This window comes from Sphingomonas sp. URJC2 (genome assembly GCF_059803575.1).
In genome coordinates, this window is record NZ_JAPFGX010000003.1 from 109,638 (window position 1) to 124,856 (window position 15,219).

General features: G+C 63.7%; 11 protein-coding genes. 1 reads left to right on the forward strand and 10 read right to left on the reverse strand.

Annotated elements, in window-relative coordinates; all coding sequences use genetic code 11:
• Positions 1–157: 157 nt before the first annotated feature.
• The 10 genes from OPU66_RS02730 to OPU66_RS02775 all read right to left on the reverse strand — a co-directional run bounded on the left by OPU66_RS02730 (position 158) and on the right by OPU66_RS02775 (position 13,644).
• The gene (locus OPU66_RS02730; RefSeq protein WP_498552077.1) at positions 158–3,829 is read right to left on the reverse strand and encodes a DEAD/DEAH box helicase; all 3,672 of its coding nucleotides are present in this window, start codon (positions 3,827–3,829) and stop codon (positions 158–160) included.
• Positions 3,816–4,769, reverse strand: coding sequence for an aminotransferase (locus OPU66_RS02735; protein WP_498552078.1), 954 nt, complete (start codon positions 4,767–4,769; stop codon positions 3,816–3,818). The genes OPU66_RS02730 and OPU66_RS02735 overlap by 14 nt, the downstream gene beginning before the upstream one ends.
• Positions 4,770–5,182: 413 nt before the next feature.
• Positions 5,183–5,782 (reverse strand): helix-turn-helix transcriptional regulator, encoded by a 600-nt coding sequence (locus OPU66_RS02740; protein WP_498552079.1) that lies wholly within the window; start codon positions 5,780–5,782, stop codon positions 5,183–5,185.
• 38 nt (positions 5,783–5,820) lie between these two features.
• Complete coding sequence (locus OPU66_RS02745) at positions 5,821–6,819, reverse strand: helix-turn-helix transcriptional regulator (RefSeq protein WP_498552080.1); 999 nt, start codon at positions 6,817–6,819, stop codon at positions 5,821–5,823.
• Between the two features lie 23 nt (positions 6,820–6,842).
• Positions 6,843–7,283 (reverse strand): hypothetical protein, encoded by a 441-nt coding sequence (locus OPU66_RS02750; protein ID WP_498552081.1) that lies wholly within the window; start codon positions 7,281–7,283, stop codon positions 6,843–6,845.
• On the reverse strand, positions 7,283–8,200 hold the full coding sequence (locus OPU66_RS02755) for a Csu type fimbrial protein (protein ID WP_498552082.1): 918 nt from the start codon (positions 8,198–8,200) through the stop codon (positions 7,283–7,285). The genes OPU66_RS02750 and OPU66_RS02755 overlap by 1 nt, the downstream gene beginning before the upstream one ends.
• On the reverse strand, positions 8,197–10,647 hold the full coding sequence (locus OPU66_RS02760) for a fimbria/pilus outer membrane usher protein (RefSeq protein ID WP_498552083.1): 2,451 nt from the start codon (positions 10,645–10,647) through the stop codon (positions 8,197–8,199). Before OPU66_RS02760 ends, OPU66_RS02755 begins: the two co-directional genes overlap by 4 nt.
• Positions 10,648–10,813: 166 nt before the next feature.
• Complete coding sequence (locus OPU66_RS02765) at positions 10,814–11,494, reverse strand: fimbrial biogenesis chaperone (protein WP_498552084.1); 681 nt, start codon at positions 11,492–11,494, stop codon at positions 10,814–10,816.
• Between the two features lie 71 nt (positions 11,495–11,565).
• Positions 11,566–12,033: a hypothetical protein gene (locus OPU66_RS02770; RefSeq protein ID WP_498552085.1), complete on the reverse strand. Its 468-nt coding sequence runs from the start codon at positions 12,031–12,033 to the stop codon at positions 11,566–11,568.
• 882 nt (positions 12,034–12,915) lie between these two features.
• Positions 12,916–13,644: a helix-turn-helix transcriptional regulator gene (locus tag OPU66_RS02775; protein WP_498552086.1), complete on the reverse strand. Its 729-nt coding sequence runs from the start codon at positions 13,642–13,644 to the stop codon at positions 12,916–12,918.
• 357 nt (positions 13,645–14,001) lie between these two features.
• On the opposite strand from OPU66_RS02775, the gene OPU66_RS02780 reads away from it, so the two are divergent.
• Entirely contained in the window at positions 14,002–15,216 is a 1,215-nt protein-coding gene (locus tag OPU66_RS02780) for a helix-turn-helix transcriptional regulator (RefSeq protein WP_498552087.1), read from the forward strand.
• Positions 15,217–15,219: the final 3 nt, after the last annotated feature.

Consider the following 15,219-nt stretch of genomic DNA (forward strand, 5'->3'; position numbering starts at 1 on the left):
CGCCGCCGTTCGCACTTCCCTGGCGCGCCGCCGCGAAGCTTGGGGTCGGCGATCCGCGCGACTACGAAGCGATAATGACACCGCTCTTGGCAGCGTTGGAATCGAGCGCGATCGACTTGAAAAAGCGGTTCGAGTGAACCACTGCGGAGGGGAGGGCTCAGAAGGTCCGCGTGACCCGCACGCCGAACTGGTCGTTCGCGATGACATAATCGTGCCCGGATGGCCGCGCCGCGACAGCACCCGGGATCGTCTGGCCTTTCCCAACCTCGAAGCCGGCGGGATCTATCCACGTCACGGTGCCGTCGCGAACGATCGGGCGAACGGCATACGAGGCGCGCGAACCGGTGACCCTCGTCAAACTCGCGGCCGCCGTCGTCGGCACCGCCGGCGGGACGATCCCCCGAGGCCGCGCCTCCATCCAGGCGAGGAAGAGCTGCGGATCTATCCGCTCCTCGGCAGTGGGGACCAACGTGCGGCTCGCGAGCCAGGTCTCGTATTCAGCACGCAGCACGGTCGCGGCCTCGCGCGTCCCGGCCAACCCTTGCGCCATGGCGAACGCGACTAACGGATCGAGCGTGCCCCAGCGGAGCAGTTCGCGGAACCAGAAACCGATCCAGGGCAGCTTCGTGGTCTCGCGCCATGCCGCGAGGTTGGGGACTTCGGCCTCGCCGGCGTTGGCGTTCCATGCCTCCGCGACCGCCGCGCCGACAGAGACGCCAAGCCGGAACTCCAGGTTGTTGGCCACGAAGCCCTGCCAGCGGCGGAGTTCGCCGGCCGCCGGCGGCGACGCACCGTCACGCTGCACCCACCATCCAGCGATATCCAGCCACCGGTCGATCAGCGCCTGCTCGGTCGCTCCACGCGCCGTGAAGCCGGAGCCCCTGCCGCCCCGCACGAGTTCGCCCAGCCGCGCGACGAGCGCGAACCGCTCAGCGGTGCTCCATGTGCCATAGTCGGCGGCACCACGAAGCGCCTCCATGATGGCGGGCGACACCTGCTGGAACTGCCGCCCGACGTAGGGCGTGAAGCCGATCTGGTAGAGCGCGCGGCGCTGGATGGGATCGGGATATAGCCGTGCGGCGACCGCTCCGCCGCGCTTCACGAAGGCTGCCTCCAGCCATTCTTCCGCGACGCCGGCGTATCGGGTAAAGGACCGGTTCCAGATGTCGCGTATCGCCGCTTCGACGTCCGTGGGTGTTCCAGAGAGGCGTTCCATCTCCTCGATCGCCGAAAGAATGAAGCCGTCGAGTTCGTCGAGACTGTCGCCGAGCATATCCAGGGTCTGCGTCGATCCGACACCGAGGTTGTCACCAACCGATTCGGGCAGGGATGTTTCGAGGAACGCGTGCAGGTCCGCGACCGTGCGCAGACCCAGCACATCGTGCGCCTTCTGCCAGATCGAGCGTAGCAGCGTCTGGAGCGGCGTGCTGACGGTGGCGTCGGCGCGGGATTCGGCAGCGATCGCGTCGAGGAGCCGGTTCAGGTTGCGAACGAACCCGTCGCGCTGATTGCGCTGCGTAGCCTGCTCGGCCTGTGCCGTCGACGAGTTGGCCATCGGCAGGCAGACGAGCGTGATGCCTTCCATCGACTCCGCCGCGCCCGGCCGGCCCGCGCGACCCGCGAGATTGCGGAATTCCGCCGTGGGCAGTATGTCGGTAACCGGCTGGCCTGTCGGCCGTATGTCCACGGTCCGCTCCAGGCTCGGCAGGATGATGAGGTCGAACGGGAGGTTCACCCCCTCGGTCAGCGTAGCGGTCGCCAATGTCACCGGGCAGACGCGCCTCTCGATCAACTCGACCATAAAGCGCCGCAGACGCTGCGGCATTTGGCCATGGCTGGTCGCGATGCCACGGTCGAGCAGAGCGACCTCGGACGAGGCCGGTCCGCAATAGTCGACGCAGGTTGCGCGCGCGTCGGCGAAAAGCTGCGCGCCATCTGCCGGCGGCTCGAATGGCGGCAGGGCGTCCCATCCCTTTAGCGTGAACGCCTCGGCATAGCGCTTCATTACGCGGTCGGGCGCCTGCGTGACCGAGATGAGGATGCGACGACCACCGGGGACTAGGTTCATGGCTGTCCACAGTGCATGGTTCTGCACGTAGTGCGGGAGACTTTTGCGTATGGCCGACAGCGGTTCGGGCATCGGGGGAAGGCCGAGCTTGAGGAAGACAGGGTCCTCGCGGCCGCGCACGTAAAGCGGCTGGCCGTTGTTCAGCTCAAGCGTGATACGCGCCGACCGGCCCGGACGCGATTCGAGCACGCCGACCAGCTGACGGCTGCTGCGGTCGCCGAGCCCCACGGGCTCGGCCGCATCGCCCCCTTCGATCCACCGTGCGACCGGCGGTGCCGCTCCGCCCGCGACGGCGGTAAGCGCCACGCGGCCGATGTCTGGCTTGAGCGCAAGAAGGCGAGTGACCAGACCTTCGAGCCGCATCGCCCGATCGGAGTGGGCGGCGAGATCGCGCATGGTCCGCGGGGTGCCGTCGACGACCACCTGGTGCGCCTCGTCGATGATCAGCAGTTCGAGGCGCCGGACGAGAAGGTGCCCGACATAGCGGATAAGAGCCTCGGCCTTCTCCACCGTGGCGATCAGCACGGTCGGGGTGTCGGCAGTCAGCCAATAATCGGTGATGCCCCAGTCTGTGCCGCCATAGAGGCCGGTGACGGTGATCTCGCCGCGGAACTCAGCGCTCAGCTTCGCCTCGACCTCGCCGGCTAAAGCGCGGGACGGGACGATGTAGAGCGCAAGCGGTGATGGCTTACTGTCCGTCGGTGCGGCCAGAAGCAGTTCCTTCACCAGCGCGAGATTGGCGACCAGCGTCTTGCCCGATCCCGTCGGCGTGCAAAGCGCGAACGACCTGCTGACCGCGAGACGGGCGAGGCCGCTGACCTGCGAAGGCCACAGCACGCCACGACCACGGGCGAACTGCTCGCGGGCAAACCTGTGCAGCTTCGCAGCCGCATCCAGGCCGGGCGCCGCAAGTGGCGCAGCACGACGGTGCAGGCTATCCCGCGCGAAACGGGCGGCGGAAGCGCTGACAAGCTTGAGCATGATCCAAGCCTCGTCGCCGACGATGCGCGTCGCGACATCCGCCAATGCCGCCAGCTTCTGCAACGCCGTCTCGGTCCTGATCAGCTCGCCGCGCCGCAGCCCATCTGCGAGGAGACCGATAGACCGAACCGTCTCGACGGCGACATACCAGGCGACCCGGCTCGTCCGGCTCTCCGGCGGCACTTCGTGCTCTTCGTCGGCACCCGACGCGGCGGATGGCGCAATCGGTGACGGGTCGTCATCGCCCTCTGCGAGAAGCCCTTGTGATCCGTCCGGCCCCGTCAGATCCCCATGCGTGGCCCAGAACGCGGCGGTGAGCTCCATCACGGAGTCGAAGTCGCAACCGAGGAACGCGCCTAGGATGGCGCCAACGCCATCGAGCTTAACCCGCTTCAAGATCCCTCCGGCCATCGCCGGCAGACCCGCGAGCTGATATGCGCCGGCGGCGAGCACCTCGGCAGGAACGTCATGTGTGACGTCGTCCCCCGCGCGGGCCAGCCATTCCAGGATCTCGCCCGCGCGGCGGTAACAGGCCGCCGCCGCCGGGCCGTCCGGGCCGTCACCCTCCTCGAAGATCGTCGCTGCGTGCAGCAGCCTGCGCGCATCGCTGAAAAGCTCGATCGATTGCCTGACTGACCAGTCGAGGGACGTGACGCGCCAGCTGCTCTGGATTGACCGCACGAAGAGGCGCGCCTGCTGCGCGGTCAGCGCGTTCTCCGTAGCATGGACCGCGACGAAGGCCTCGGCTAATGCGCGGCGTTCCGCCTCAAGTTCCGCCATGCTTCACCCACAGGCTGGTGTATATCCGATTGATTAGGTCTTCGCCGCCTTCGAGGACAATCTCCACGATTTGCAGCGGGCGTGCCGCCTTGTAGTCGGCGGGCGCAGCCGCCGTCGGCAGTAGCGTCGCCCCCTTCGGGCGCGTCGGCGATCGGTTGCCCGCGACTAGGACGAGGTCGGTGCGGGGCGGGCTCGACTTCCCGAGCAGCGCTTCGTCCAGCGAGAGGATGGTTCGGGCGAAGGCGTCGCGATCCTTGATCGCGAGCAGGTCGCACATCTGCTGGAGACCCTTCGGCACCGGGAGCGCGGTGTTGATGTCGTTCCAGACGCCGTTGTCCTTGTAGACCCGCGCTGGACCCTTTCCGGTGCCATCACCCTTCATGATCGTGTCCATTGTCGAAGCCGTGAGATCGGCGCGCCATTTCGCCTCGCCGGCGATGAAGGCGGTCACGGTACCGTCGGCGGCCATCTCGAGCCCGATGAAGTCGTTGCCGGGCCGCCCGTGCACCTCCCGCTTCTTCGTGGGATCGCGCGCGAGGTCGAAGATGTAATCCTCGACCGCGCCATGGTAGCGGAAAAGGAAAATCGGGATCCGCCATGACTTTGCACCCACCATTGGGTAGGCCTCGGCGATCATGCCCGCCATTACCTCGCCGAACAGACCGCGGATGGTTTTGGGCGGCAGGCAGTTCGGATAGGTGGCGTCGGCACCCATCTCGCCCGTCTCAGGATGGAGCGAGATCCGCACAGCCTTGTGGAAGTTTTCGCGCGCATCGGCGTGAGCTGATTCGAAGTAGGGGCGAAGTGCGTCAACTGTGGCGTCCTGAAACGGAGCTTTTGATTGTTCCAGCAGCAGGTGGCCGTAGGTGCCTGAGCCCCCGGTCGCGTCGGTGAAGAAGGACTTGAGTGCGGCGAGCGGCGGATTCTCAGTATGTAACACAGGGTTAGGATACCCGGCACCCTCGACTGTGACAACTAATATCCGAGCCATTATCGTTTTTGAGTAATAATTCCGCCTTTTATACGCGGCCTTGTGCTGCCGACTGTGGAACCGGCACACGCTGGTTTCTAATCAATTGACTGGCTGTTTCACCGATCATCGCGCCTAGAAAAGTTCTGACAGCAACCGGCCAGGCTCGCTCATAGATAACCGCTGGTGCGATCGCGCGGGGAACGTCCCGTTCCGGCGGAAGGCGCCGTTGGCGGAGGCCACCGGGAACGGCGCGAAAGTCCCAAACGCAGCCATCGTGACATCAGCCGCTTCTAGATAGTCAACGCAGGTGCGTTGAAGACAGCCAGGCTCCTTCGCAGCCGACCGCAGACTTCCATGCCAAACCTCCTTTCTCAGGGTGGTCAACAGAAATAGGGGATCAACCGTCGCAGAAGCTCTGTGCGCGACCCGATACCCAGCTTGGCATAGATGCTCTTGACCTGGGCACGTACGGTATCCGGAGCGCTGCGCCGCGCCGAGGCGATTTCACGCGCCGTGGCGCCTTCCAGAAGGAAGGCAGCCACGTCCCGCTCGGCAGGAGTGAGGCCAAACGGCCGGAGTGCCTCATCCGGGTCGAAGAGCTTTGCGGTGCCGGGACGGAACTGGAGCGCGACGTGTTCCCTGTTCGAAGGAAGGCGCGCCGTGTCGATGATGAGGTGATCGGTGCCATCCGCGAGCGGCACGAAGATGCGAGCGCGATCGGGACCCCCAATCGCGGTTATGCGCTCGAGTTCAGCCGTCATGTCAGGCCGGCGTGTCGCGACCCGGCCGCCTTCCAGCCTGAGGCTTGATCCCTTGTGCAGTTCGGCCTCGGCTGCCCGGTTCGCCCAGATCAGCCTCCGGGAGGGGCCGAGCAGGACGCGAGGACGGTGATCATTGTCGGCCCAGGTGAGAACCAGGTGCGCCACTGATTGAGCTGCAGGCTGATCGAGATGGTGCAATGCGTTTTCCATGATTCGCATAAACACCATGAGGCCGACAGATTCGGTCGCCCTCGAATTCACCGCATTAATTCAAGACCTGTCATGCCCGCTGCGAGTCGAAGCCTCTCGGTCATGACTCTGCGTAACTCTATAGGTTCTTCGATCACGAGATCGCCAGCCCAGGAGAACAAATGTTCCGCCATTTCCCGCAGGCCGCCTGCTTCGAAACGGACGCGCAGACCTCCGTCAGACAGTGCTTCCATGGTCTGTGAACGGTGAAACCGCCATAGACGCGCGCGTGCTGCCGCATGTGGCAGAATCCGTAGCGAAACAGCATGCTTATCATCTCGCCAGATGCCGAAACTTTCGGCCAACCATTCCTCCAGATCGAAGTTGTCCGGCGCACTGCCAAGTGTCTCGCTCAGGCGAACATCGGACATGCGATCAAAGCGGAACAGAACGGGATCAAACTCAGGCCGTCCTTCACGTGGCGGAAGCTTGCCGACAAGGTAAGTGAGCGGACCAAAAGCGACCCCATAGGGAATGACCCGGCGCCATTGGGGCTCTTCGCCTTCCTCGCGAACATAGCTGAACTCGACACATGCACCCGCCAGGATCGCATGTTGAACGGTTGCGAGGACGGCCGGGTCAGAGACAGCGGTCGGTCCTGCGGCCACCATCATGCGGTGTGCCCGGGCCAGCAGCTCAAGGTCAGGCGCAAGCCGCAGCTTCTCGCGCTCGTCGAGTGCGCTTTTGATCTTGGCGATCAGGCTGAGGAGAAGGGGGCCGCGAGGCGACTGTTCGAACAGGCGGGCATCAACTTCAGCTTGAAGCGCGGCCAGTTCCTCCGGGGTGGGCCGGGTATAGACGCGCCGTAGCGACCCGAGGATGCGAAAGCGCTTTCGTCCGAAGTCCTGACGTTCCTCCAGGTCGAAGTGCAGCCCGATCACGTTGCGCATACGCTCCGCGGTGCGTCTGTTGACCGCAAGAGCGGCAGCCATGTCATCGAGGGTGAGCCCCTCCGATGTTTCGCTGAGCAGGTAGACGAGCGACAGCAGCCGATCGAGTTTGGCCATTCTCGTCATGGATGACAGTCTCGTTAGCGCGGCGCGAGGGTGATGGTCACGGCGCCAGGCGCGGTCAATCGAGCGAGATTTGAGGGACCAGCTGCACTGATGAGCAGCCGACGCTCGCGTTCGCGGCCCGGGGGTTCGAGGAACGACACACTATTGCGCCCGCGATCATGCGCCTCTGCGCCATCAAATGTGATGCGTGCGGCACCACCGACCGCCTCATCGAGGACCGGAGAAGTGAACTGGATGATATGCTCTGCATTGCAGCTATGGCTGATGACCAAGGTGATCCGGTCAGAAAAGCCGGGCGATCCCTCAGCCCGAACGACACGCGCATTGCACCGGAGTGGGAGAGTGCCAGTTAAGGGGATCTGGACACTGCGCTGGGCAGGGCGGGGAGGGCGGCTCGATGCGGTCGCGTCCTGAGCAAGAACCGCAGCGAGGAGGCCGGTGGCGAGCAGCAACATCAGTTTGGCTCCGCAGTTACGGTCAGGACATCGCGGTAGGTGCCAGCGGGCTTGGCGCCAGCTGGTGCGACACTAATCTGCATCCGCAGATTTTCGCGTCCTGCCCCGCCGGGCAACTGCCGGCGCAGGTCGGCCGGCCCGGTCCTCAGATCGATCGGGCTTCCATCCAGAAGAAGACGGTAGGGGATGGCGCCGGCGTCGCCGGCAACTGCCACATGCTGAAGCGTGCCATTGTTCTGTGAGGCAACCGAGAGCCGCACTCCCGAGGTCGCCCGGATCTGAAGCGTCGCATTGGCCTCTGCGCCGTCGGAGAGTTCGCCCAGGAAGATCATGCTGCGGCCAAAGCGGCCATTGGCGGCAGTGATGGCGCCGTCGAGCAGAATCCGCACGCTGGCTGGCACAACAAGGCGAGCGGTGAAGCTCGCATCGATGCCGAGCGAGACCGGGGTGCCACCGCTTGCATCAAATGTGCGGAGGGAAAGCAGGTCAGTGTATTGCCCCGCCGGAATCAACACGCCCGGTGGGAACTCGAAGCGCAATCGAACGAGTGTGTCGCGGTTGCCGCCCTGGATCTGCCCGGGGATGACAACCGGGCTGCCAAGGTCGTTCTGCAGCAGCTGGGACCCGAGCCGGAGTTCATAGCGGACCGGGTTTCCGCTACCCCGCATTTCCCGGTAGACCCCTGGCATCATGCTCTGGGCCGACAGCGCGAGATTGCACGGTGTTGCAGACCGCTGACGCACGATCAGATCAATATCGAGGGTCTCGCGCAGTTCGTCGAACGGGTCAAAGTTCAGAACGGCATTGCCAGGCGCGGCGATGGACACGCCTTCGCATGCGGCGCTTGCGACGCCGGGTGATGCCAATGCCTGCGCGGCGACAAAGGCAAGCGCGCCTCTTCGGATTGCCAGTCTCATTTTGCTCCTCCGCGATTTGCAACGACCGCCCCAAGATCGACCAGGCCGATCCCGTCGGCGTCGACCTCGATCTGGATCCGATACGCATTGCCGGTTCCGAGGACGGCCTCGTAGCGCCCGGGGCGAACCCCCTCGATCGTGAAGCGCCCGGCACGGTCTGTGAAGAAAGTCACTGGCTCTGCCTTGGCATCGCGCGCATCGAGCGAGGTCAGCCGTCCGACCTGAAGCCCGATGGGTGCCCCACCGGCATCGAGCAGGCGACCGATCACGATGCGGGACGATGCGGAGCCGACCGTGATGGAATAGCCGGTGGCAGCGCCAGGGAAGAGATCGTAGCGCACCTTGCCCGGATCATATCCGAGCGGGAGATTGTCGACATCAATGTTGAGGATCTGCGGCGAATAGAGCGCCCCGACCGGGGCCAGGGCCGGCCCGAATAGCCCAGACTGTGCCTGCGCCTTCCGGCGACCGAAGCCCTGACCGACCTTGATTGTCCGATCTTCAAGCGATGGATGGCCACCGATGATGGCAAAACTGGGTCCGACGGGCCTGCCAATGGCAACTCTGCGGCCATCAAACGCGAGCTGGGTGGCGACGGTGTATGTTGATCGCTGAAGGGTCGTGCCAGCCTGACCCGTCGTTCGAATGATGTCATGGCGACCGGCTGCCTGGAACCTGTTGGCGTTGAACCGGGCGCCCCCCGACCCGGACCAGCGACGGTCGGTACGTTCGAGCTGGACGTCGAGCCCATATTCGCCGACTTCGGGCGCTTCGAAGCGCGTGTACTGGAGCTGGGCTGCATTTTGCTGCGTGTCGAATGTAGCGCGGACGGTCGATCGATCGGTCAATGTACGCAGGAGCGTGATCACAAACCGGGTGTCGCGGCCGAGGCCTGAGACGCGCGAGGTCTCGAGCGCGGCGGTGATGTTCATGCGGCCCATGACAGCGCTTGCGGTGGCACCGACGCGAAACTCGTCTGCCCTTCGATCCCGCCGGACGAGATAGGCTCCGTTCAACCCGACAAAGACCCCGCCCGGCAGCAGCGCCGACAAGGCGGCGCGCGCCTCGCGCGAATAGATATTGGCGACGCGCCCAAGCCCTGCGGGCCCGACCAGCCGGAAGTCGCTGCTGATGAGCCGCACTTCGGCATTGGCACGCAGATTGCGGATGGCGCCGAGATTGAGCACGTTCAGGTCATAGGCGAGAAGTGCCTGCGCGCCGCGACCCGCGTCCTGGTTGGATGAAAGGGCGACATTGGCGATGAAACTGCCGATCGGGCTTGCCCAGCCGCCTTCCACCCCGGTGAGCCACCCGAAGCGGTTTGCCTGGGCGTTGATGCCGAGGGTCAGTGACTCAGAAAGGCCGCGGCGGAAAAAGCCGGATGCGAGCGGTTGGCCATCGCCATACTGGATCGTGCCGCGCCGGTCGCGTTCCTGGGGAAGGCCGATCGAAAAGGCGAACTCGCTGAGGCCGGGACGCAGCAGGTTTGCGCTAAAGAACTGCGAAAACCGTGTCACCAGACGCTGATTGAAGTCGTCAAAGGCGTAAATCTCGACCTCATTCTGTCCGGTGAGGAAGGGGAAGTCGCCAATGTCATATTGCCCGGGTTCGAGCCGCATTTGCCGGATGCTGGCACCGTTGACCCGGATATCGACGAGCGTCGGCCGATCGATCTGGAAGCGGAATTGTCCGCCCGGGCGAATGTTCCGGAACGGCTGAAGGTCAGCATAGCTGCGCGCGACGGACAGACCCCCAATGATCGGGGAAGTCTGAAACCCGGCATTTGCAACCGGCGTATCGCCGAGACTGAAGCGAACTGCCCGATCGACGTCATCATGGACCAGAACGGCATTGCCGCGGCGAATCCCGCCACCGGCCTCCCCGTCGCGTACGAACTCTGCAAACAGGGAAACGCCCGACAGACCGCCAACATTGGCCGCAAACTGTCCGAGCACGCCGACTGGGCGGGCAGCACTTCCTTGCGCCTGCCAGTCAAAGTTCTGTGAGCCGATGAGGGTGAGGGAGGCAGAGAGTTGGCTGGGCTCCAGATAATCGCCTGCCACTGCCCCTGCGGCGTCATCAATTGCGCGCAACGCTGTCGCACCCTGGCGATCAAGCGGGATATCGAGCGCCACACGCAGCCCGGCTGCATCAAACTGGGCAGGGATCCCGAGTGCCACAAGCTCGGACACCCCGATCCTGGGTTGGGTATCGGCTACAGCCAATAACGCAGTGCGCAAAGGGGCTGTCAGGCGCGGGCCGAGGAGCTCAGCAAGCTGACGCCGATCGAGGCGAACACGATCACCATCGTCGAGTTCGGCATCGATCTGGCCGAGTTCACGGCCGCCAAGATCGATAGGGATGCTGATCTCGAAGCGGGCTGCCTGATCGGGCGCAGCGGCTTGAAGCGCATGGGCATGGACCGGAACTGCGAGGCTTGGGGTCATAGCTGTGAGAGCCGAGACCCCGCTCATCATCAGGATCCGGCAGCAGCGGCGATGGCGTCGAGGTTTTGAGCCGGGTGCGCCGTCGGCAGCGGGACCGCGCACAAAGACGGCCGGCAGAGAATGAGGGGGACACATTTTCTGGCGACCATTGCCATCGGGCCGGGTGCTACTCGACCACCCGCAAGGTCGGTTCACCGACCACGTCCGGAATGATGAAGCTGCGGCGTGCGCCAGGTGGGAGGAGGGTGCGCTCAGCGATGCGGGCGAGCTCCTGACCGGTGATGCTCTTGGCTCCGAATGTAAGGTTCAGATCGTTCATGTAGATGAAGCGGGTACCGTCGTTCACGAGCGTGATCCGCACACCCTTGCCCTCGGGCACGGCGCGCTCGACACGCGGCGCGGGTGATGTTCCGGCTGGCGCAACATGGACTGACGCCCCGATCCGCAGGATGCGCTGCACCCCCGACGCGGCACCGCTGGTGACGTCGACCGGCACTTCGCCTGCATAGAGGGTGAAAGAGCGGGACTTGGCGGGCATGGGTCCTTGCCAGATCACCCGGATGGTCTGCCGCTTGCCCGGCTCGATGATCGCCTGGGCAGGGAAGATGCGGAACAGTTCGTCTGCAGGCGTCTGCCGTTCGGTGCCGTCCTCATTGATCTCGCGTTCGACGATCTCGACGGAAATGGGCAGCGGGACTGTCCGGGGGTTGCTGACCACGATGGTGGCCCCGCGAACATCGCGCGGCAGTTCCATGATCGTGACGGTCGGCACGACGTCGAAGGCCGGTGCGACGACCGGTGCTGCGACAAGCGCAGCGAACAGCAATGACTTCGCCCAGACCTTCACGCTTGCTTCCCCTTGCCCCTGGTATCGAAGAGAGAGCTGGGGCCGGCAACATGCCGGCCCCAGCCGGTCGGTCAGTTGGGGGTGACCGTCGCGGTGATGGTGTCGGTGTAGGTCCCGGCAATGGTGGCAGCAGCCGGCAGACGAACGACCATCGAGCGGGTGAAGGTCGAACCAGCCGGCGCGCCCGCACCATAGGCCACCGAGCGCGGCGCGGTCAGCGCGGCGAGCGGGATATTCGCCGACGGGATGCCGAATTCATAGGCGAGGGTGTTGTTGCCCGACTTCAGCACGCCGTTGTTGGCCGAGGTGAAGGTGACGTTGTTGGCACCGTCATAGTTGCAGCTGGTGCTGAGCGACTCGGCGCCCTGGACACCGGTGGAGGTCAGGTCGAGCGCATCGAACGGGCCGTTGAGGAAGGCCGAGATCGAGCACGACTTGGCGAGCGTGCCCGAGAGCGGAATGCTGACGCTGTTGCTCTGGGCCGAGGCCGAACCGGTCGCGAGGGCGGCCACAGCGGCCGCAATCAGAAGCTTCTTCATGATGTTCCATCCCCAAATATATCGAGGTGAGTGGGCATCCGCGTGAGGCCGGGTCTCCATTCCAGCGCTCTCGCTGATCATCGACCCAATAACTGCAAAGCTGTTCGATTGGGCCGACGGGGGTTGGCTAATCGATTCGCCGGGAGACTACATCACCAACATTGGGTATGGCGCGACGGGGCGCCCGCCGTCCTTCGGCTCCGTCTCGTTATATAACAGCTGGTTAGTGGGTTAATTCGGCATTTGCACATCGCTAATGGCTGATCGCCGTGCCGCGTTGGCACAGTGACAGGACGACGGCAGCGGACTTGGTCGACCTGGAATGCCTCCGCCCAACGCAACGGGTCAAAATAAGGAATACCCGCGCCCACGGTAGTCACCGCCCGGCTTCTGAGATTTCCGGGATCCGCTCGCAAAGCCCGCCTGATCAAAGGCCTACCAAGCGACAACGGTGGTAGCCGCTACGGGGGTGACCCCTGAATGGAAAAGCCCGGCCGAGGCCGGGCTATTTACCGTTTTCCGTTGACCTTGGAGCCTCCACCGTCAGGCACTCGATCAACGCGGCGCGGCCGCCATGCGGTGCAAAGACAACACGGCAATCCAACGCAGTATTCAAGGCGAATGCCAGAGCTGATCCTGAGCAAATCGTTGCGAGTATGCAGATCGGCCCCAACACAGAAGCTTGAAGGCCCGGCAGAGTGAGGGAACCGGTATTCCCCTGACTCCCAATCATTGGATTTGCCTGATAGGCCTATCGAAATGTCGGTAATTCCGGCATTTGCGGACGGGTTCCATCCCCATTCGCGTCGGGCGAACGAACGTAGATTGCTGTCTCCACATGGGCGTCTACGTTCGTTCGTCCGTTTGGTCTGCCGGCGGCGATCAGAAGCGATAGGCGTCCAGACGAGTCAACAGAGCCTCGCGGCTGCTGACGCCGATTTTCGCGTACAACGCCTTGATATGGCACCGCACGGTATCTCGGGATTTGCCAAGCTTGCTTGCGACCTCGACCGCAGTGAGGCCTTCGGTCAAAGCTTGGGCAATCTTGGTCTCCGTGCGGGTCAGGCCAAAGATTTCGTCGAGCGGCGCGAAAGCGCGGAGACGCGCTACGTCCATGCGCCGCAGCTCGAGGCACCAGCAGAACCGGGCATCATGATTGCTCGGCATTGCTTTGATCAGGAGTGGGATTTTGCGGCCGGGAATATGCGCCGGCACCACAACACCTTCGCTGCTTGCGCGTGCACTCAATCCTGAAATGCGGTCGGCACTTGCGGTATCGATGGGCAGCGGCTGCCCTTCCATGAGCAGCGCAGAGCCGGAGCGCGCGAAGAGACGGACGGCCGCCTCATTCGCGCAGAGCACCAGCAGACGCGCATCGGCGATCAGCCTGGGTGTAGGGTCAACGTCGAACCATTGCCTTGCAAAGTTGTCGTGCCTCTGGCGCGTGTCGATCTTGTGCGATTCCAACGGATCGCCGACCGCCTGGGAAACTGATGCAACTGTGGTCATCACCGGCTTGCCGTCGTCGCCGTCAGCCTTTGCGGAATGGCAACACACGACCACCCGCGACGCGCTTCGCGGGTACGAGGTCGAGGAGATATTCATCGACATGCTGTGCGCGATCTGGGCGGACGGGCCAGAGCCAGTTTCGACGCCGGCGACGGACGAACATCAGAGCAACGGTCATAATGTGATCTACCCCTCGATGCGGTAAGCACCGCGCTGGGGAGTGGAGGTACTGATCCCCCAGATACCCGTCGATCACCCGCTTGGGTGAAACTGAACCCTACCCATTCCCTATGCCCCAAAATGAAGCACCGCTGCTTGTGAGCGAAGCGCATAACCAAATTCGATTACACCCAAAACGGATGTTTATTGATTCGGGATCGCGAGTGAATCGAAGGGTTTTTGCACAAGCGCGGGGCGAAAGTGGCAAGATTGATCGGCCGCGAAGTCCCATCAAACCAAATGCTGGCGCATCTGGACATCGCCTGCACCTCGGAGATCACCCGGCTGAGGTATGTTAGGCGGACCGCCGTGTCCGCTAAGCGGTCGGCGAACATGAGCAAAGAGCCAACCTCAGGATACACCCATGAAAGTGATGACATCCAGTCTCTCGTCAGGCTGGCCGGGTTAGCAGCGCATGCAACGGACGGATGGCAGCCTGTCCTTGCCAAGCTGCGTCAGCGGGTGGGAGGTACGGGAGCAGCATTTGCGATCGCCGATTTGGTCACCGGGACCTTCCTGCATGCTGAGCTCGAGGGATTTGCAGCCACAGGTGACTCGATCTGGGCGCGCTACAATGACGAGCTTGCGCGGAGCGACCGGCACGCCGCGTTTTTGCGCGATGTCCGGCATCTGAGTATCTACACCGACGCCGACATTCGAAGCGTCGATAGCGGGGCAATGAAGACCGTCGGCGCCTGGCTCTCGGCCCGGCTAGGTGTAGCGCATCAAGTGTCGTGCCTCGTGCGCAGCGGTCAGCTTGGCGCCTCGTTTCAGATCCATCGTCCGGCGACGGACGGACCTTTTGGTCCGGCAGAAGCGGATGTTTTGCATCGGCAAATCGCTGCTATCGCTGACACGGTCATGATGTATCTGCGCCAGCTCGAGGAGACCCGGTTGGCATATATGGCAGGCCTGCTCGGTCAGAACGATGCCAGCCTGACCGTTGTGGATGCGCATGGCCGGCCGCTGTTCGCTCATGCTTCGGTGGTCGGGGCGCAGGCGTCGATGGCCGAAAGCCTTGGCCTTCGGTTCGGAGACGGCCGCAAGGCACGAATGTTCGAGCGATCGCTGGCGTTAGCGAGCCGCGGGATGCGGTCGCCACCGATTATCAGCGAGCAGACCGACGGGCAGATCACGCTGGTGCATGTTAAGCCGATCCGTGATCGTCGGATTTCAGTGCTGTTCAACCTTGCCCGGGCGGTTGTGTTTGTCCGGGAGTATCGCACGCAGGACAAACATATCGTGATGTCGTTGCGCGAGGTCTTTGGCCTGACCCAGCAGGAGTCGCGGGTCGCAGTGCTCTCAGGCAGTGGGATGAACGCGCGCGAGATTGCCCATGAAATGGGCATTTCCTACGAGACGGTCCGTTCGCACCTCAAAGCCGTGTTTGCGAAGATGGGCGTCAACCGACAGGCAGAGGTGTCGTTGATCATCGCCCGCATCGACGGCGAATGATCG